Below are 18,412 nucleotides of genomic sequence, written 5' to 3' on the forward strand. Positions count from 1 at the left end.
GGCGCGCGGGGAGAAGTCGCGCCTTGAAATCCTTCCTGAAGTCTGCCCTCCTGCTTGCCACTTCGGCGAGCCTTGTTTCCGGTCCCGTCGCTACGGCAGCGAATGCCGCGATCCCCACGCCGCCAGCCGAGCTAGCACCGATCCCGGTCAGCATCCTGGTCGATATCGGTTCGGGCCAGGTGCTCGTCCAGCGCCGTCCGGACGTGCCATTCCTGCCGGCATCGGTCACCAAGGTCATGACCGCCTTCGTCGCTTTCGAAGAGATCGACGCCGGCCGCCTCAGCCTGGACCGGCAGATGTCGGTACGCCCCGAAACGGCCAAGGAATGGTTCGCCAAAGGTACGTCCATGTACCTGACGGAAAAGGATCATCCCACCGTTCGCGACTTGCTTCATGGCGTCATGACGGCATCGTCGAACGACGGCGCCATCGTGCTTGCACAGGGCTACGCCGGCAGCGTTCCCGCCTGGGCGGCGATGATGAACGCAGCAGCGCGCCGCATCGGCATGACCGGCAGCCATTACAACACGCCCAACGGCTGGATGGACGACGGCCATACCTACATCACCGCCAGCGACATGGTGAAGCTGGCCGACGCCATGATCACCCGCCACCCGCAGCTCTACCACGAGTTCTCGGGCGTGAAGCATTACATGTGGCGCGATGTCGCCATGCGCAGCCACGATCCGACGGTGGGCGTGGTCCCCGGCGCCGACGGCATCAAGACCGGCTACACCCGCGAGGCGGGCTACAACTTCCTCGGCACGGCCGAACGCGGCGGGCGCCGCCTCGTGATGATGCTTGCGGCATCGCCCAAGCCCAAGGTCCGCGACGACGCTGCCAAGGCCCTGCTGGAATGGGGTTTCTCCGCCTGGGATGCACGGCATCTCTTTGACCAGGGTCAGCCCGTAAGCCAGGCCCGGGTGCAGGGCGGAGACGCCCGCTCGGTTCCGCTGGTGGCCAATCGGGAAGTTCATGCCACGCTGCCCAAGGGCGGGCACGAGAAGGTTTCGCTCGCGGTCCATTACAAGGGACCGCTGGTCGCGCCGATCCGCAAGGGCGATCAGGTGGGAGAACTGGAAATCAGGGTCGAAGGTCTCGCCCCGGGGCACGTCCCGCTTTACGCGGGTAAAGACGTTGGCGTCGCCGGACCGCTGGACAGACTGATGAACGGGCTTATCAGCTTCTTCTCATGACCCGAGGACGATTCATTGCGCTGGAAGGCGGCGAGGGGGCAGGAAAGTCCACCCAGTCGCGCCTTCTGGCAGAAGCCCTGCGCAGCCGCGGCATCGACGTCGTGACCACCCGCGAGCCTGGCGGCACGGTCGGGGCCGAAGCGATCCGCGCGCTCCTGCTCCATGGCGTCGGAGACGAGAACGACAGTGACGCAGGTGGCTGGGGTCCCCGCGCCGAAGCCCTGCTGTTCGCGGCCGCACGATCGGACCATGTCGAGAAGCTGATCCGTCCGGCATTGCAGCGCGGCACCTGGGTGATCTGCGACCGTTTCCTGGACTCGAGCCGGGCCTATCAAGGCGGCGGCGGCGGCTTGTCCGATAACGACTTGCGCACGCTCCACGCCATCGGCAGCGAGGACATGCTACCGGACGTCACCGTGCTGATCGAAGTCTCGCCCGAAGTCGCCGCAGGGCGACTGGCCTTGCGCGACATTGACGGCACGGACCGCATCGGCAGCCGCGACGCGGCCTACCACGCCCGTGTCGCCCAGGCCTTTGCCAGCTTCGCCGATGCCGAACCGAAGCGGTTCGTCCGCATCGACGGCGACGGCACGCCCGAGCAGACCTGCGCTGCCATAGTTGCCGCACTCGGCGACCTGCGATGAACGAAGACCTGCCGTTCATCGGGCAGAAGGCGGCATGGGAGGAATGGCTCGCCGCAATCGGGTCCGAGCGGATGCATCACGCCTGGCTGCTGGCCGGCGGGAAGGGGCTCGGCAAAGCCGCCTTCGCGCGCACCGCGGCAGCGGAACTCGTGCGTGCTCCCGGCGAGCCTCGGCCAGACCCGAGGATGCACCCGGACATCTACATCCTCGAGCATCTTCCCGCCAACGATGACGAGGCCAAGAAGAAGGCCGAGGGCAAGCCCTACCAGACCAAGCGCAACATCTCCGTCGATCAGGTGCGCGAGATGATCCGTCGTCTCGCCACCAAGCCGACCATGGGCGACCGCCGCGCGATCATCATCGATCCGGCGGATGACATGGAAAAGGGCGCGGTCAATGCGCTGCTCAAGGCCCTGGAAGAGCCGCCCGCCGGTACGTATTTCCTGCTCCTGGCCCACCAGCCTGGGCGCTTGCTTCCAACCATTCGTTCACGCTGCCGCATCCTGCGCTTTGCGGCCCTGGACGAGCACGAACTCGATGCAGTGATCCGGCGCGACATCCCGGAAGCGGATGCGGACACACGCCGCGCCGCCATCGATGCCGCACAGGGTTCGCCGGGGATCGCCCTGAGCTTCGTCGAGCACGATCTTGGAAGCATTCACCGCCTGATGATGCAGATCCTGCGCGAAGGCGACGCCGAATACGATCTGCGCGGCAGTCTGGCCGAGGAAATGGGCGGCAGGCCCGCGCGCGACCGGCAACTGGCCACGCTGGAGCTTGCCCGCACGGTGCTCGCTCACGAGTTGCCGCAAGCCTCGACGGCCAGGCAGCGCCGCATGATCGAAGCCCACAGTGCCTTGACCGTCCTGTCGAACCAGGCACCGACCTACAATTTCGATGCCGGTCTCCTGATAATGGAAATTGGCGGGTTGCTGGCATCGACGGCGATGCCTAGAGAGACGGCTCGCTAAGAAACTCCTGCAAAAGAAAGCCCGACGCCGCATGGGCGAGCCCTATTACATCACCACCGCGATCAGCTATCCCAACGGCAAGCCGCACATCGGCCACGCCTACGAAGCGATCGCCGCCGACGTCATCGCTCGCTTCAAGAAGGCGGAGGGCTTCGACGTCCGGTTCCAGACCGGGACCGACGAGCACGGCCTGAAAATGGCCCAGAAGGCCCGCGACCTTGGCACGACGCCGGCAGAGCTTGCGACGGAAATGTCTTCTTACTTCAAGGAGATGTGTGACGGTCTTGATATCGATTACGATGTCTTCATCCGCACCACCGAACCGCGCCATCACGCCGCGACGCAGGAATTGTGGCGCCGGATGGAAGCCAATGGCGATCTCTATCTCGACCGCTACGAGGGCTGGTACTCGATCCGCGACGAAGCCTATTATGACGAAGGCGAACTGATCGCGGGCGAGGGCGGTGAGAAGCTTTCTCCGCAAGGCACGCCTGTAGAATGGACGGTCGAGGAATCGTGGTTCTTCCGCCTGTCCCGCTATCAGGACAAGCTGATCGAGCTTTATAATTCGACCGATTTCATCCGCCCCGAAACGCGCAAGAACGAAATCCTGCGCTTCGTGGAAGGCGGTCTGCGCGACCTTTCGGTCTCCCGCACCAGCTTCGACTGGGGCATCAAGGTGCCCACCGCCGAGGGTTCGGACGGCGCGCAGCACGTGATGTACGTCTGGGTCGATGCCCTCACGAACTACATCACCGGCCTCGGTTTCCCGGACGAGACCGCGGAGTTCGCGAAGTTCTGGCCCGCCGACCTGCACCTGATCGGCAAGGACATCGTCCGCTTCCACACGGTCTACTGGCCCGCCTTCCTGATGAGCGCCGGCCTCGAACTGCCCAAACAGGTGTTCGGCCATGGCTTTTTGCTCAACCGCGGGCAGAAGGAATCGAAGTCCCTCGGCAATGTGACCGATCCGATCGGTCTGGCCGAAACCTTCGGCGTGGACATGGTCCGCTACTTCCTGATGCGCGAAGTGGCATTCGGACAGGACGGTTCCTGGTCTCCGGAAGCTATCGTCACGCGTGCCAATGCCGAACTGGCCAACAGCTTCGGCAATCTGGCGCAGCGAAGTCTTTCCATGATATTCAAGAACATGGATGGCGAACTTAAGGCTGGTCATTCGCAAACCGATGCCGATGCGCAACTGCTGGCAGCCGTCGCAGAAGGCATGGCGGGCCTGCGCAAGAGCTTTGACGAACTCTCGTTCAGCGAAGGCCTCGAAGCCTGGATGCGGGCGGTGTTCGCCTGCAACCAGTATGTCGACGATCAGGCGCCCTGGGCCCTGCGCAAATCCGACCCCGAGCGTATGGAAGCGGTGCTGATGATGCTCTTCCGCGTCGTCCGCGACCTCGCCATTGCCGTTCGCCCGGTCGTTCCGGGCTCCATCGACAAGCTGCTCGACCAGATGGGACAGAACGCCGGCGCACGAGATTTCGCGGCCCTGACCGATCAGCAATGGTTCGAGACCTTGGCCGCCAGCGGCTTCAAGGTCGAGAAGCCGGTGGGCGTCTTCCCCCGTCTGGAACTTCCGGAGGATGCGCAGGCGTGATGCTGATCGATTCGCACTGCCATCTCGAATACGAAGGCCTCGTCGAAGACCAGGACGGCGTGCTCGACCGGGCTCGATCGGCCGGCATTCGCGGATTCCTGAACATTTCCACGCGCCGCAGCGAGTGGGAGAGGGTGGTCGGCACCGCAGCGCGCTATCCGGATGTCTGGGCATCGGTGGGCATCCACCCGCATGAGGCGGACCAGCACGCCGACCTCGGCGAGGCAGCCTTGCTCGAAGCGACGCAGCACGCCAAGGTCGTCGGCATCGGGGAAACCGGTCTCGATTACTATTACGACAAGTCGGATCGCGAGGTTCAGCAGGCCCTGTTTCGCACGCACATCACCGTTTCGCGCAAGACCGGCCTGCCGCTGATCATTCACACCCGCGACGCTGAGGACGATACTTTCCGGATACTCGAAGACGAGATGGGGAAGGGCGCCTTCCCCGCCTTGATCCACTGCTTCACCGCAAGCGCCGATTTCGGAAGCAAAGTGCTCGACCTCGGCCTCTCGATCTCGATATCCGGGATCGTCACGTTCAAGAACGCGCAGGACTTGCAGGGCGTCGTCGCGACCATTCCCGAGGATCGGCTTCTGGTCGAAACGGATTCTCCGTTTCTCGCACCCGTTCCCCATCGCGGGAAGCGCTGCGAGCCGGCCTATACGGCCGACACGGCGCGGTTCGTTGCCGACCTTCGCGGCATTTCGATAGAAGAACTAGGCTCAGCAACGACCCGCAACTTCTTCAATCTGTTCAAGAAAGCTGCTGCGTGAAAGTGACGATCCTTGGCTGCGGCACCTCCACCGGGGTTCCCCGCCTTGGCGGCGAATTCGGAGCAGACTGGGGCCTCTGCGATCCCGAGGAGCCGAAGAACCGGCGCACGCGCGTCTCGATCATCCTGGAGAGCGACGCCGGAAGTCGCATCCTGGTCGATACGCCCACCGACTTGCGGGCACAGCTACTCGCTAACGAAGTTCACCGGATCGACGCCGTTTTCTGGACCCATGATCACGCCGATCATTGCCACGGCATCGACGACTTGCGCCCCTTGCGCTACGGCCGCGCGGGACCGATCCCCGGTTTCGCTCACTCGGAAACCGTCCGCCGACTGCGCCAGCGCTTCGGTTATGTCTTTGCCGGGCAGTATGGTTATCCCACACTGATTTCGCTGGATAATCTCGATACGGTGCGACTTTGCGAAGGCTACCGGGTGGATCACACCCAGATGCCGCATGGTCCGACGGAATCCACCGGCTTCCGATTCGATTGTGACGGAAAATCAGTATGTTATCTTACTGACTTCAGTGAGATTACCCGCGGGATGGTCGACTTGTGCTACGGCGCCGATCTGCTCGTGGTGGACTGCCTTCGCCGCGAACCGCATCCGACCCATGCGCATCTGGGCATGGCGCTGGAAATCACCGAAGTCTGCCGCGTTGGCCAGGCCGTGCTGACACACCTCGACAAGAGCATGGATTATGCGACACTCAGCGGCGAAGTGCCCGAGAATGTCCGGGTCGCATTTGATGGAATGGTGATCGAACCATGAGCCAGACCGGATTGATCGTAGCCGTCATCTCCGTGATCGGTGCGCTCATTCTGGTCACCAGCAATTCCCGGTTTCGTGCCATGCCGATGGGAACCATGCTCAAGATGGCTCTGATCTGGGCCGCGATCATCATCGGTCTGGTGGCAATCATCCAGGTCAGCGGGTTCCAGATCCGGCAATGATCCGTCCTGCCTTGTCCCATGATTTAACATAAGATGTATTATCGATCTCTATGACCGACGCTTCGATGACCCCCTCGATGACGCCTCAGCGTCACCAGCAGCTTGACCGCCTTCTTTCGATCATGGCGCGTCTCCGCGATCCGGTTTCCGGTTGCGAATGGGATCTCGCGCAGAACTTCGCGACCATCGCGCCTTATACGATCGAGGAAGCCTACGAAGTTGCAGATGCCATCGAGCGCCAGGATATTCCCGGTTTGCGCGACGAACTCGGTGACCTTCTGCTCCAGGTCGTATTCCACGCGCGCATGGCCGAAGAAGACGGACATTTCGTCTTCGGCGACGTGGCGGACGCCATTTCGAACAAACTGGAAGCGCGGCACCCCCACATCTTCGGTGACGATCGCACCGGAGGCGCCCAGACCGAGCGATGGGAAAAGGTCAAAGCCAGTGAGCGCAGCGCCAAAGGTGAAACCAGCGCCGTCGACGGCGTCGCGATTTCCCTGCCAGCGCTGATGCGCGCCGAGAAGCTCCAGAAGCGTGCCGCACGCGTGGGCTTCGACTGGCCCGATCCCAGCGGTGCTGCCGCGAAGGTCCATGAGGAAATGGAAGAGCTGGAGCAAGCCAGCGACGCCGAGAAACTGGAAGAAGCCGGCGATCTGCTGTTCGCCGCCGTCAACTTGGTACGCCTCCACGGGATCGCTCCTGAGGACGCACTGCGCGCTGCCAATGCCAAGTTCGAGCGCCGCTTCCGCGCCATGGAAGCCTTCGCCCAGCGCGACGGCCAGGCCTTCGAAGGCCTCCCACTCGATGAGCAGGAGGCCTATTGGCAGGCCGTGAAAACCTCAGAGCGCGCTGAAACGACCTAGTTCACGTTCCGCAAGGCGAACTTGCAGGCGGAGCTGGGGACCATCCGGCCCCTCGCCCGCATCCTCTTCCGCCAACACTTCGCCGCGTGCGTGAAGGAAAGCCAGACGCTGGCCATCGGCCGCCGGAATGACGAAAGAATAGACTTTCGCGTCAGCCGTCAGCGCCGCACCGACGGTTTCCAGCAGGAAGTCGCAGCCCATTCCGGTGCGCGCGGAAGTCGGAACGATGATCTCTTCCGGCCGCTGCGCCATGGCTTCGCGCATTTCGCCTGCCTGCGTCGGGGTGAGCAGGTCCCACTTGTTCCAGACCTCGATGATCGGGATGGAACTGGCAAGGGCCTCCTCGTCATCGGGCTCCCCTTCCCCGCCGATCACACCGAGATCGGCGAGAACTTCGAGGACCTGCCTTTTCTGCGAATCCGTATCGGGGTTGGCGATATCGCGGACGTGCAGAATGATGTCTGCGGCGTTCACTTCCTCGAGTGTCGCGCGGAAAGCCGCGACCAGCTGCGTCGGAAGGTCGGAGATGAAGCCCACCGTGTCGGACAGGATCGCCTTTTCCACGGCCGGCAAGCGGATGGCCCGCATGGTGGGATCGAGCGTGGCGAAGAGGAGGTCTTCGGCCATCACGTCGGCGCCAGTCAGGTAGTTGAAAAGCGTAGACTTCCCGGCATTGGTATAACCCACGAGCGCGACGATGGGCCAAGGGGCCTTTTCGCGGCGATCGCGGTGCAACCCGCGTGTGCGGCGAACCTGCTCCAGTTCGCGCCGGATCTTGGCCATGCGATCGCGGATCATGCGGCGATCCGCCTCGATCTGCGTTTCGCCGGGACCGCCGAGGAAGCCGAAGCCGCCGCGCTGGCGTTCCAGGTGAGTCCAGCTACGCACGAGGCGGCCGGCCTGGTAGTCCAGGTGCGCGAGTTCGACCTGAAGCCGCCCCTCTGCCGTTGCCGCGCGCTCGCCGAAGATTTCGAGGATCAGGCCGGTGCGGTCGATGACCTTGCGCTTGAGCTTTTCTTCGAGATTGCGCTGCTGGATGGCCGACAGCGAACCGTCGACGATGATCAGTTCCGCCTCGTTCAGCTCGCAGGCGACGGAGATGTTCTGGATCTGCCCTTCGCCGAAAAGCGTGCCGGCGCGCGGTTCGCGGATCGGGATGGCCATGGCTTCCGCCACAACAAGGCCGATCGCTGCGGCAAGGCCCCTGGCCTCTTCGAGACGCGCTTCGGGATCGAGATCCCCTCGTCCACGCATCTGCGGATAAACGACGAGGGCACGCGCGCCGCGCGTGACCTCGCCCTTGAGTTCGTCGTTCAAATCAGTTCAGCTTCCGGTGTTGTCAGTCTTCGGCTTCTTCATGCGCCTGAAGGTCGACCGGAGTCACGGGCTGAATCGTCGAAACGGCATGCTTGTACGCAAGCTGGACGTAACCTTCACGCTCCAGCAGCATGCAGAACAGGTCATATGCAGCGACGCGGCCCTGCAACATGACGCCATTGATCAGGAACATCGTGACCTGAACGCCGGCGTTGCGGATGCTGGAAAGAAACACGTCCTGAAGGACACGCGTCTTCTTGCCATTGTCCGCGCCGCTGGAGAACTGGCGGGCATCGACCGGGGTCGACGGCATGATCGTCGAGATCGCGTGCTTGTAGACGAGCTGCGACTGGCCGTCGCGGCGCAGAAGAATGGAGAAATTGTCGAACCAGGTGACAATGCCCTGCAGCTTCACGCCCTTGACCAGGAACATGGTCACGGGAGTCTTGTTCTTGCGCAGGAGGTTGAGGAACTGGTCCTGAAGGTTCTGCCCCTTCCCTGCCGAGGTCCCGGCGGAAACGGGAGGCGGTGCCACGGTTTCCGTGGCGGGGTCGGCTTCGGTTTCGGCCGCGGGGGGCGGCGTGGGTCGCGGACGAGCGGTCAGCGTACGGCCGGCCATATCATTTCTCCTTTTTTTTGGCGGCCGCTTTGCGGTCCGCGATCTGGCTTCGGAACTCCCGAAGCCGTTCTCGAATCGGAATCTACTCAGTTGCTGCAGTGCAGTAAACGCCGAAAATGTAGCACTCTTGTGACAGGTTCGCAAAAAGGGCTTGAGGCATCCGGGAAAATCCCGAGGCTATCCTCGCGAAAACCCCGGATAACCGCCGTTCCTAAAGCTCGTCGCCATCATGCTCGCCTTCGCGGCGGTCCGCCATGCCCAGCAGCTTGAGCTTTCGGTGAAGGGCCGAGCGCTCCATGCCGATGAAGGAGGCCGTCTTGGAAATGTTGCCCGAGAAACGGCGGATCTGGACGCGCAGATACTCCCGCTCGAAGCTCTCGCGCGCTTCGCGCAAGGGCGCACTCATCATCACCGAGACGCCGGCATCGCCATTTCCGCGGCTGTTGAAGATTTCCGGCGGCAGCATATCCGCCTCGATCCGGGCGAGCTTCTCACGCGGTGCCATGATCACCGTGCGCTCCACGACGTTGCGAAGCTGGCGCACATTGCCCGGCCACTCGTAGGCCTGGAGCGCGGTCATGGCCTCGGCACTGACCTGGGGCGGCGAGACGCCCTGCTCGTTGGCGTAGCGTGCGAAGAAATGGTCCACCAGCGCCGGGATATCGTCCCGCCGTTCGCGCAGGGCCGGAATCGACACCGGGACGACGTTGAGCCGGTAGAACAGGTCTTCCCGGAAACGCCGCTCGGCAATTTCCTTTTCGAGATCGCGCGACGTGGAGGAAACCACGCGCACATCGACGCGGATCTGCCGGGTTCCGCCGACGCGCACGAAAGCCTGGTCGGTCAAGACGCGCAGGATCCGGGCCTGGGTCGAAAGCGGCATATCGGCCACTTCGTCGAAATAGAGCGTGCCGCTGTCGGCCGTCTCCAGCAGGCCCGGACGGATCAGGGCGCCGTCGGCTTCCTCGCCGAACAGTTCCTGCTCGAAGCGTTCGGGGGTGATCCTGGCGGAATTGACGCTGACGAAGGCATTGCCGGCGCGCGGGCTCCAGGCGTGGAGAAGCCGCGCTGCGACTTCCTTGCCCGATCCGGCGGCGCCGGTGATGAGCAGGCGGCTTCCGGTGTTGGCAACACGCTTGAGCGTCGCGCGGACCTGATTGATCGCGCCGCTGGAACCGGTGAATTCCTCCCCGATCGAAAAGTCGTGGCGAAGCTGGGCATTCTCGCGGCGCAGACGCTCGGTTTCCGTCGCGCGGCCGACCAGATGGAGCAGCTTCTCCGCTTCGAAGGGCTTTTCGATGAAGTCCACCGCGCCGCGGCTGATCGCGGCAACCGCGGTATCGATATTGCCATGGCCGGAGAAGATGATCACCGGCAGTTCCGGCTCGCGCGCCTTGATGGCGTCCAGCACTTCCAGACCGTCCATCGGACTGCCGTGGAGCCACACGTCGAGCAGCACCAGGGAGGGGCGCCGCGCATCGATGGCGGCAAGCGCCGCCTCGCTGTCTCCAGCAGTGCGGCATTCGTAGCCTTCGTCGCTCAGGACGCCTGCGACCAGTTCACGGATGTCGCGTTCGTCGTCGACGATCAGGATTTCGAGAGCCATGGCATTGTCTTCTTGGTGAGGGGGATGATGGGGGAAAGCAGGTTGCGACAGGCCGGCATCATTCGGCGGCCTCCTGCTTGCGGTGCCCCGGGAGCGGATCTGTGGCGATAGGATCGACGGCGAAGCGCATGGTGACGGTGGTGCCGCCGCCCGGCGTGGGCAGGAACAGCATTTCGCCGCCGTGTTCCTCGATGATCTTGTTGACGATGGCGAGGCCGAGGCCGGTGCCCTTCTCGCGCGTGGTCACGTAAGGTTCGATGATGCGTTCGCGGTCCTGCGAAAGGCCGATGCCGTTGTCGGCAATGCGCACCATGATGGCCTCAGGGAGGGCTTCCACGGCCACGCCGATCGCGCCGCGGTAGTCGCCGTCAGCTTCCTTGGCCTTGGCCTCGATCGCCTCGACCGCGTTCTTCAGGACATTGGTCATGGCCTGGCCGAACTGGTGTCGGTCGCAATCGATGGCCCCGACGCCGGGATCGCTGGTGAAGCTGAAATCGATGTCCGGCCGGGCCACTTCCTGAAGGAACAGGGCCTGCCGGGTCAACGCCACCGGATCTTCCGAGCGGAACACGGGCTTGGGCAGCCGCGCGAAGGAGGAGAACTCGTCCACCATCTTGCGCAGTTCGCCGACCTGGCGAATGATCGTGCGGGTCAGGTCCTCGAACAGTTCCGGATTGTCGACGATCTGCTTGCGATAGCGACGGCTCAGGCGTTCGGTGGCGAGCTGGATCGGAGTGAGCGGGTTCTTGATCTCGTGCGCGATGCGACGGGCGACGTCGGACCAGGCCGCCGTGCGCTGGTCCAGGAGCTGGCGGGTAATGTCCTCGAACGTGATGACATAGCCGGTGGCGTCGCGACTGACCTTCACGGCGAACGTCAGGAGGTCGCCGTTGCGGTTGTACTGGACGATCCCGCCGGAGCTGCCCTGCTCGATCAGGGCTGCTATCTGCGGCGCCAGTTCGGCCAGCGGCATGTCCTCGGGCAGTTCCGCCCTTGCGGTCAGCAGCTTCTGGGCCGTGCTGTTCATCAGCAGGATCCGCCCATCGGGATCGAGCGAGATGATGCCGGAGGTCACCGATTCCAGCACGGCCTCGATGAAGACGCGGCGCTCGTGAAGCTGGCGGTTGGCGCCAAGCAGCGCCTGGGTCTGCTTTTCGATCTGCGCCGTCATTCGATTGAAGGCGCGGTTGAGCAGGCCGATCTCATCGGCGCCGGTGCGCCCCTCGATGCGAAGCGCGAAGTTGCCGCTGCCCACCCGTCTCGCCGCATCGACCAGCTCGTAGAGCGGCTTGACCTGCCGATCCGCGAAACGCAGCGCGAACCAGACCGCCAGGCCGACAAGCGCCAGCGACACCACGAAAAGAGCGACGTTGAAGCGCAGCTGCAGCACCCGCGCACGGTTGGTCAGAACTTCGTAGGCGCGCACGATGTTCTCGGCATTCTCGGCCCGCTGCCCCTGGCTGAGCGCCAGCAGTTCCGAGCTTCGCGCCGCGTAGAGATAGACCCCCGCTTCCCTGTCGATCGGCACCACCGCCACGACGCGGTCGTTGTTCGAGGCGACGACGAGTTGCTCGCCGCGGCTCAACCGTTCCTGCGTTTCCGGTGTGATCCGTTTATCCTCGGTCTTTCCCTCAGGATCGACGATGATCGGGGTGCGCTGGCTGCCGTCTTCGGCAACCTGGATGATCGCGGCAACGGAGAGATTGCGCTTGTAAACCTGACCAGCGAAGAAGCGCTGGAAAAAGTCGCTGACGACCGGATATTCGCTCAGGACCTTGCGGGAATCGTAGGCCATCGCCGCCGTTTCGTTCCCGACGTCGCGCTGGGTCTGCTCGTAATAGCCGCGCGCCAGCTTGTTGGCGTTCTCCAGCAAGCCGCGCGAGGAATCGGAAAACCAGAACTCGACGCCGGACTGGAACTGCCAGGAGGCGAAGATCACGACCAGCAGCGTGGGTACGGCGGCGATCAGCGAGAAGATGAACACGAGGCGGACGTGCATCTGCCCGGTTCCGCCGATGCTCTCGGCGGCCCGGCGCAGCGCGATGCGGCGCCCCAGCAGCACGAGGATCGCCATGGCCGGGACGAGCGTCCCCACCAGCAGAGTGGCCGTGAGATTGGAGGGCAGCAGCTGCCCCTTGTCCCGAAAATTGAGCGCGATCCAGGTCGTCGCGGTCATGATCAGGAAGGAGGCGATCGAGAGCACTTCCATGATCGCGAAGAAATTCGCGCGGCGGGCAGCAACCTGCATGCGCCGCCACCAGCGCGGCCAGGCGCGTTTGTGGACCAGGGTCTCGTTCATCGTTGCACCGTTACAACGCCGGTGTTGCTGCTTTGCAAGGGCAAATCCATCAAGGTCGTATCATGAGCGACGAACGAATTCCTCGGGATCGAGAGCCAACTCACTGAGGCGCTTACGCAAAGTGTTGCGATTGATCCCGAGGGCCTGCGCGGCGCGCAGCTGGTTTCCCCCGGTTTCCTTGAGCACTTCGGCAAACAGAGGCCTTTCGAAGGCTGCGGCGGCGGCCTGGTAGATCGTGCCGTTGGCCGGTTTCTCAAGAGCCAGCCAGCGGGTGACGGCCTGCGCGATGTCGCCGCTGTCCTCCTCGGGCACGGCCGGAGTCTCTGCGGCCAGCAGGGACTGGATGCTTTCCGGATCGATGGCATCCTCTCGCGCCAGCAGGGCCAGGCGGTAGATGAAGTTCTTCAGCTCACGCACATTGCCCCGCCAGGGCTGGCGACTGAGCAATTCCGCCGCCTCGCTCGTCAACTGGCGGCGAGGCAACCCCTCGTTCGCGGCATGCTGGAGGAAATGACGAGCCAGAACGTCGATGTCGTCGCGGCGGTCGCGCAGCGGCGGCATGAGGATGGGGACCACGTTGAGGCGGTAATAGAGGTCCTCGCGGAATCGCCCTGCCGCGATCTCCGGTTCGAGGTCCTTGTTGGTCGCGGCGATAATGCGGACGTCGAGCCGGATTTCTTCCCGTCCGCCCACCCGGCGCACCGTGCCGGACTGGAGCGCCCGCAACAGCCGCGTCTGGGCCTGCATCGGCATGTCGCCGATTTCGTCAAGGAACAGCGTGCCCCCAGCGGCCTGCTCGAACTTGCCGACGTGCCGGGCGACGGCGCCGGTGAAGGCGCCCTTCTCGTGACCGAACAGTTCGCTCTCGATGAGTTCGGCGGGAATCGCCGCCGTGTTCACGGCAATGAAAGGGCCGGCCCGGCGATGCCCGAGGTTGTGCACCGCTTCGGCGACAAGCTCCTTGCCGGTCCCGGATTCGCCGAGGATCAGCACGGTCAGATCGTTGCGCAGCACGCGCGTAATCATGCGGAAGACCGTCTGCATCGCCGTGCTGCGGCCCACCAGCGGCAGGCCGTCGCCCAGCGGTTCCTCTCCCTCCACCGCCGTTCCCTGCCCCGCTCCCGCCGCCTGGCGGACGGTGCGGGCGAGTTCGTCGATGTCGAAAGGCTTGGGGAAGTACTCGAAGGCCCCGGTATCGGTGGCACGTACCGCCGTATCAAGGGTGTTCTGCGCCGAGACGATGACGATCGGCAGCGCCGGATGCAGCGCGCGAACCCGGTCGATCGTCTCGATGCCGTCGCCGTCGGGCAGCATCACGTCCGTGACGAGCGCCTGATAAGGCCCCTCCTCCAGCAGGCGGTCACGCTCGGCGATCGACTGGCAGTGGACCACGCAGAAGCCTTCTGCCTCCAGCGCTGCGGTGATGACGATGGCGATCGAAAGGTCGTCCTCGACGAGCAGCACGCTCACGCTGCCGGTCTCCTTCTGTTTGATCGGCTGCGGGTTTCGCGCGCCAACGGCAGGTGCACGCGGAAGTGCGTGAGGCCGCCCTCCTCGTCGCGCTCGTGCGTGATGCGGCCGTTCATGTCGCGCACCAGCTTGCGCACGAGCGGCAGGCCAAGGCCCTGCCCGGACTTCTTGGTGGTGACGAACGGCTCGAAAATATGATCGCGCATGGCCGGATCGACACCCGGGCCATTGTCCGTGACACGCAGTTCCACCGGAAGGCGCACAGGCTCCCCGGAGTCGCTGGTATGGAGCTGGAGACCGCTGGCGAAGCGGGTGCGGATCGTGACGCGGGGGTTTTCCTCGTTCCCGCAGGCTTCCGACGCATTGGCGAGCAAGTTGATGATCACCTGCACCAGGGCGTCCGGGCTGCCGAGCACGGCGGGTAGCGAAGGATCGAACTCTTCCACTAGCATGACCCGCTCGGGCGCCGCACCATTGGCCGCGGACAGCACATCGAGCGCGCGGCGCGCCGATTCGTGCAGGTTGCACGGCTCTACCGGCGGCGCGGTGCGGCGGCTGAGCTTCTGCATCCGGTCGATCAGGTTGGCGATCCGGTCGACCTCAAGAGTGATGAGATCGGTCAGCGCGCGGTCCTTGTCCTCGACCTTGCGGGCGAGAAGCTGCGCGGCGCCGCGAATGCCGGCCAGCGGGTTCTTGATCTCGTGGGCCATGATCTCCGGCCCGCGCAGCACCGCATTGTCGGGGCCGCCGGAATCGTCTCCGAGCGCCTCGGTTGCCGTGTTGTCGTGGATGGTCAGCACCTGCCAGCCCGGCGTGTCCGCGATCGGCGCGACGTTCACGTCGATGCGGCGCGCGCCCTTGCCCTTGAGCGTGACCACCACTTCGCGCGCCGAAACCGGGGTTTCATAATCGTCCAGGCGCTCCAGCAGAAGCTGGTCTGAAAACGTCAGCATTTCCTGCAGCGGCGTGCCCACCAGCAGGCGCAGGGACTGGCCGAAGAACTGCTCAGCAGCCGGATTGAGGGACGCGATCCGCAGCCCCGGCTCCAGCAGGACAACCGCTTGCGGCAGGCTGGCAACGAGCCGGGACGCCGCGGGCAAAGTCGTATGCAGGGCCGTGTGCGGCGTAGAGTTCATGCAGCCTGACGGTCTGCCGATGCGGTGCCGGTCTCGCCATCAGGGCTGGCTGCTTCACTGCCGGACATCCCGCGGAACGGAGCGTAGAACTCGGCGAGCGAGCGCAGGACTTCATCAGGATCATCGACGAAGTTGACGCGGTTGCGGAACTCGGCCGAACCCTTGATGCCCTTGACGTACCAGCCCAAATGCTTGCGCGCCATCTTCACGCCGGTTTCGCGGCCGTAATGTGAGAGCATGTCCTCATAGTGTTCGCGGATGATCTCGTACTGCTGGCCGAAATCGGGTTCCTGCATCAGGCCGTTGCCGCGCCACCATTGCATGACCTGGGCAAGGATCCAGGGCTTTCCGTAAGCGCCGCGGCCGATCATCAGGCCGTCGGCACCGGACTGCTCCAGCGCAGCGGCGGCATCGTCGATGCCGCAGATGTCGCCGTTGACGATCACGGGAATGGAGACGGCCTCCTTCACGCCGCGCACGAAGCGCCAGTCGGCCGAGCCCTTGTACATCTGGTTCCGGGTGCGGCCGTGGACGGTGATCATCTTCGCGCCGAGGTCCTCGGCGATTCGGGCGAGTTCCGGCGCGTTGAGACTGTCATGGCACCAGCCCATGCGCATCTTCACGGTGACGGGCACCTTCACGGCCTTGACGGTCGCTTCGATCAGGCGCGTGGCCAAGGGAACGTCGCGCATCAGCGCCGAACCGGCGTCACCGTTGACGACCTTGCGGACCGGACAGCCCATGTTGATGTCGATGATCGCGGCGCCGCGATCCTCGACCAGCTTCGCCGCCTCCGCCATCTGCTCCGGTTCGCAGCCGACGAGTTGCATGGACACCGGATCCTCGATCTGGTCCCACATCGCCTTCTGCAGCGAAACGCGGGTCTCGCGGATGGCGGCGGGGCTGGCGATCATCTCCGTGACGTTCAGGCCCGAGCCGAACTTGCGCACCATCTTGCGGAACGGCAAGTCGGACACGCCGGTCATCGGCGCGAGCACGACCGGGCAGTCGACCGTGACGGGACCGACCTGGATCGGCTTGACAGCCGGAGGAGTGGGCAGAGTCTTCATTGCGTGAACCGGTAATTGCCTGAAAAACGAGATGTGCCTAAAAAACAGGCAGCGCATAGTGGATTGCTCTCGCCTCGGCAAGCGATTACCGGCAACGACAATGTCGCAAGACCTGTCAGAAACGCCCCAGCGTCCCGCCGAACATCCCAGCACCGCGACGCCGGTGCCTGTCTCGACCGTTGCCGCCGTCGTGGTGGCGGCGGGCCAGGGACTGCGCGCCGGGCAGCCGCTTCCCAAGCAATTCGCGCCCTGGCGCGGCAAGCCGGTGATCCGTCATTCGGTGGAAGCCCTCGCCAGCGCCGGCGTGAAACCGATTCTCGTGGTGATACCGCAAGGCGCGGAAACCCTGGCGGCGGAAGCGCTCTCGGGGATCGAAGGGATACTGTTCACCAACGGCGGCGAAACACGCCAGGAGTCAGTGCGGTTGGGGCTCGAAGTGCTCGTGGGCGGCGATCCCGATTTCGTCCTCATACATGACGCCGCAAGGCCCCTGCTTCCCGCCGCCGTGATCGGCCGTCTGCTGGCTGCCCTGGACGATCACGAGGGCGCCATTCCGGTGCTGCCGGTGACCGACAGCCTTGCCCATGCCGAAACGTCCGGAGACGGCGAAGTCATGGGCGCACCGGCGCGGCGAGAAGACTTGCGCCGGGTCCAGACTCCGCAGGCCTTCCGTTTCGACCGAATTCTCGGTGCGCACCGCGCCTGGGACGGCCCTACAAATGCCGGAGACGATGCCCAGGTTGCCCAGGCTTCCGGCATGGAAATCGCGCTCGTCGAAGGAGATGAAGCCCTGCACAAGCTGACTTATTCCTCGGACTTTCCCGCAGCCGCCCCGCCTATCCGCGTGGGCACGGGTTATGACGTTCACCGCCTGGAGGAAGGCGAGGAACTCTGGCTCTGCGGCGTGAAGATCGCTCATACCCATGGCCTGTCCGGTCATTCCGACGCCGACGTGGCCATCCATGCCCTGGTCGACGCCATGCTCGGCGCCGTGGGCAAAGGCGACATCGGCCAGCACTTCCCGCCCAGCGATCCGCAGTGGAAAGGCGCGGCTTCGGACCGCTTCCTTGCTCACGCCGGAAAGCTCATCGCCGAAGCCGGTTATGCGCTGGGCAATGCCGACGTCACGATCATCTGCGAGGCCCCGAAGATAGGCCCTCACCGCGAAGCCATGCGCGCGCGGCTCGCGGAAATTCTCGTCGTTCACCCCGGGTTGATCAGCGTGAAGGCAACAACCACCGAAAAGCTGGGTTTCACGGGTAGGGCAGAAGGAATCGCCTGCCAGGCCGTCGTCAGCCTGGTACGGATTTAAGGAGCCGACGATGTCCACTCTTCGCAAGACCTGCACGCTCGCCTTGCTCTCCGCGCTGGCGATCGCGCCCGGTGTGGCCAGCGCCCAGCAGTCGTGCCTGACCAAGGCCGAGGCGCGCTCGCTGTTCGGCTACGCCCTGCCCCAGGTCATTTCCGGCACCAGCAAGCGCTGCGCCCAGGTGCTTCCGAGCGATTCCTTCCTGCGCAGCCACGGCGCCGAACTCGTCACCCGTTACGCGGCGCAGAAGGCCCGCTACTGGCCGGAAGCCAAGGCGGCCTTCCTCAAGCTGGGCGAAGGCAAGGACGCGCAAGTCGGCCAGTTCGCGCGCAATCTGCCCGACGAATCGCTGCGGCCGCTTGTCGACATCACGGTGGAAGGCCTTGTTTCCCAGGAACTTCCGCTGAAATCCTGTGACAAGGTCGACCTTGCGCTGGACCTGCTTTCCCCTCTCCCGCCCGAGAATACCGCCAGCCTGATCGCCCTGCTGATCGAAGTCACTTCCAAGGCCGATGAAGTCGCGCCCGGGAAAGCGAAGCTCGGCGGCTTCACTCTCTGCAAGGACTGAC

Annotated in this window: 17 protein-coding genes; 10 read left to right on the top strand and 7 right to left on the bottom strand. The window is 64.3% G+C overall.

The window, feature by feature from the left end:
- Window positions 1–23: 23 nt before the first annotated feature.
- The 8 genes from EDF57_RS01975 (at window position 24) to mazG (ending at window position 7,017) form a co-directional block, all read left to right on the top strand.
- Window positions 24–1,196 carry a D-alanyl-D-alanine carboxypeptidase family protein gene (locus tag EDF57_RS01975; protein ID WP_132262780.1) on the top strand — a complete coding sequence of 391 codons (1,173 nt, stop codon included), beginning with the start codon at window positions 24–26 and terminating at the stop codon, window positions 1,194–1,196.
- Window positions 1,193–1,840: a dTMP kinase gene (tmk, locus tag EDF57_RS01980; RefSeq protein ID WP_134092906.1), complete on the top strand. Its 648-nt coding sequence runs from the start codon at window positions 1,193–1,195 to the stop codon at window positions 1,838–1,840. The genes EDF57_RS01975 and tmk overlap by 4 nt, the downstream gene beginning before the upstream one ends.
- Window positions 1,837–2,811: a DNA polymerase III subunit delta' gene (locus tag EDF57_RS01985; protein WP_134092907.1), complete on the top strand. Its 975-nt coding sequence runs from the start codon at window positions 1,837–1,839 to the stop codon at window positions 2,809–2,811. Before tmk ends, EDF57_RS01985 begins: the two co-directional genes overlap by 4 nt.
- Before the next feature lie 31 nt (window positions 2,812–2,842).
- Complete coding sequence (metG, locus tag EDF57_RS01990; protein ID WP_134092908.1) at window positions 2,843–4,417, top strand: methionine--tRNA ligase; 1,575 nt, start codon at window positions 2,843–2,845, stop codon at window positions 4,415–4,417.
- Window positions 4,417–5,193: a TatD family hydrolase gene (locus tag EDF57_RS01995; protein WP_134093254.1), complete on the top strand. Its 777-nt coding sequence runs from the start codon at window positions 4,417–4,419 to the stop codon at window positions 5,191–5,193. Before metG ends, EDF57_RS01995 begins: the two co-directional genes overlap by 1 nt.
- Window positions 5,190–5,969, top strand: a complete 780-nt coding sequence (locus EDF57_RS02000) for an MBL fold metallo-hydrolase (RefSeq protein WP_132262788.1) — start codon at window positions 5,190–5,192, stop codon at window positions 5,967–5,969. Before EDF57_RS01995 ends, EDF57_RS02000 begins: the two co-directional genes overlap by 4 nt.
- Window positions 5,966–6,151 carry a hypothetical protein gene (locus tag EDF57_RS02005; RefSeq protein ID WP_132262790.1) on the top strand — a complete coding sequence of 62 codons (186 nt, stop codon included), beginning with the start codon at window positions 5,966–5,968 and terminating at the stop codon, window positions 6,149–6,151. Before EDF57_RS02000 ends, EDF57_RS02005 begins: the two co-directional genes overlap by 4 nt.
- 77 nt (window positions 6,152–6,228) lie before the next feature.
- Window positions 6,229–7,017, top strand: a complete 789-nt coding sequence (gene mazG, locus EDF57_RS02010; RefSeq protein ID WP_134093255.1) for a nucleoside triphosphate pyrophosphohydrolase — start codon at window positions 6,229–6,231, stop codon at window positions 7,015–7,017.
- Here the strand turns inward: mazG and hflX are convergent.
- From hflX to dusB, 7 genes are all read right to left on the bottom strand, one after another.
- Entirely contained in the window at window positions 6,994–8,334 is a 1,341-nt protein-coding gene (hflX, locus tag EDF57_RS02015) for a GTPase HflX (RefSeq protein ID WP_134092909.1), read from the bottom strand. The two genes, mazG and hflX, sit on opposite strands and share 24 nt — an antisense overlap.
- 22 nt (window positions 8,335–8,356) lie before the next feature.
- Complete coding sequence (gene hfq, locus EDF57_RS02020) at window positions 8,357–8,953, bottom strand: RNA chaperone Hfq (RefSeq protein WP_134092910.1); 597 nt, start codon at window positions 8,951–8,953, stop codon at window positions 8,357–8,359.
- 211 nt (window positions 8,954–9,164) lie between these two features.
- Window positions 9,165–10,559 (bottom strand): sigma-54 dependent transcriptional regulator, encoded by a 1,395-nt coding sequence (locus EDF57_RS02025; protein ID WP_132262796.1) that lies wholly within the window; start codon window positions 10,557–10,559, stop codon window positions 9,165–9,167.
- Window positions 10,560–10,617: 58 nt separating this feature from the next.
- Window positions 10,618–12,807, bottom strand: coding sequence for an ATP-binding protein (locus EDF57_RS02030; RefSeq protein ID WP_132264107.1), 2,190 nt, complete (start codon window positions 12,805–12,807; stop codon window positions 10,618–10,620).
- Between the two features lie 111 nt (window positions 12,808–12,918).
- Entirely contained in the window at window positions 12,919–14,328 is a 1,410-nt protein-coding gene (locus tag EDF57_RS02035; protein WP_134092911.1) for a sigma-54 dependent transcriptional regulator, read from the bottom strand.
- Window positions 14,325–15,464, bottom strand: a complete 1,140-nt coding sequence (locus EDF57_RS02040) for an ATP-binding protein (RefSeq protein WP_134092912.1) — start codon at window positions 15,462–15,464, stop codon at window positions 14,325–14,327. Before EDF57_RS02040 ends, EDF57_RS02035 begins: the two co-directional genes overlap by 4 nt.
- The gene (dusB, locus tag EDF57_RS02045) at window positions 15,461–16,534 is read right to left on the bottom strand and encodes a tRNA dihydrouridine synthase DusB (protein WP_134092913.1); all 1,074 of its coding nucleotides are present in this window, start codon (window positions 16,532–16,534) and stop codon (window positions 15,461–15,463) included. The genes EDF57_RS02040 and dusB overlap by 4 nt, the downstream gene beginning before the upstream one ends.
- Window positions 16,535–16,634: 100 nt before the next feature.
- On the opposite strand from dusB, the gene EDF57_RS02050 reads away from it, so the two are divergent.
- Window positions 16,635–17,846 (top strand): bifunctional 2-C-methyl-D-erythritol 4-phosphate cytidylyltransferase/2-C-methyl-D-erythritol 2,4-cyclodiphosphate synthase, encoded by a 1,212-nt coding sequence (locus tag EDF57_RS02050; protein ID WP_134092914.1) that lies wholly within the window; start codon window positions 16,635–16,637, stop codon window positions 17,844–17,846.
- A 10-nt stretch (window positions 17,847–17,856) separates the two neighbouring features.
- A complete protein-coding gene (locus EDF57_RS02055) occupies window positions 17,857–18,411 on the top strand; it encodes a hypothetical protein (RefSeq protein ID WP_165921326.1) in 555 nt (184 codons plus the stop codon).
- Window position 18,412: the final 1 nt, after the last annotated feature.

The organism is Novosphingobium sp. PhB55, from assembly GCF_004368805.1.
Lineage (GTDB): Bacteria > Pseudomonadota > Alphaproteobacteria > Sphingomonadales > Sphingomonadaceae > Novosphingobium.

What these genes read in the sequence shown, in the direction of transcription:
- tmk (WP_134092906.1), top strand. Translation starts at nt 1,193, where the DNA reads ATGACCCGAGGACGATTCATTGCGCTGGAAGGCGGCGAGGGGGCAGGA.
- EDF57_RS01985 (WP_134092907.1), top strand. Translation starts at nt 1,837, where the DNA reads ATGAACGAAGACCTGCCGTTCATCGGGCAGAAGGCGGCATGGGAGGAA.
- metG (WP_134092908.1), top strand. Translation starts at nt 2,843, where the DNA reads ATGGGCGAGCCCTATTACATCACCACCGCGATCAGCTATCCCAACGGC.
- EDF57_RS01995 (WP_134093254.1), top strand. Translation starts at nt 4,417, where the DNA reads ATGCTGATCGATTCGCACTGCCATCTCGAATACGAAGGCCTCGTCGAA.
- EDF57_RS02005 (WP_132262790.1), top strand. Translation starts at nt 5,966, where the DNA reads ATGAGCCAGACCGGATTGATCGTAGCCGTCATCTCCGTGATCGGTGCG.
- mazG (WP_134093255.1), top strand. Translation starts at nt 6,229, where the DNA reads ATGACGCCTCAGCGTCACCAGCAGCTTGACCGCCTTCTTTCGATCATG.
- hfq (WP_134092910.1), bottom strand. Translation starts at nt 8,953, where the DNA reads ATGGCCGGCCGTACGCTGACCGCTCGTCCGCGACCCACGCCGCCCCCC.
- EDF57_RS02025 (WP_132262796.1), bottom strand. Translation starts at nt 10,559, where the DNA reads ATGGCTCTCGAAATCCTGATCGTCGACGACGAACGCGACATCCGTGAA.
- EDF57_RS02030 (WP_132264107.1), bottom strand. Translation starts at nt 12,807, where the DNA reads ATGCAGGTTGCTGCCCGCCGCGCGAATTTCTTCGCGATCATGGAAGTG.
- EDF57_RS02040 (WP_134092912.1), bottom strand. Translation starts at nt 15,464, where the DNA reads ATGAACTCTACGCCGCACACGGCCCTGCATACGACTTTGCCCGCGGCG.
- dusB (WP_134092913.1), bottom strand. Translation starts at nt 16,534, where the DNA reads ATGAAGACTCTGCCCACTCCTCCGGCTGTCAAGCCGATCCAGGTCGGT.
- EDF57_RS02050 (WP_134092914.1), top strand. Translation starts at nt 16,635, where the DNA reads ATGTCGCAAGACCTGTCAGAAACGCCCCAGCGTCCCGCCGAACATCCC.
- EDF57_RS02055 (WP_165921326.1), top strand. Translation starts at nt 17,857, where the DNA reads ATGTCCACTCTTCGCAAGACCTGCACGCTCGCCTTGCTCTCCGCGCTG.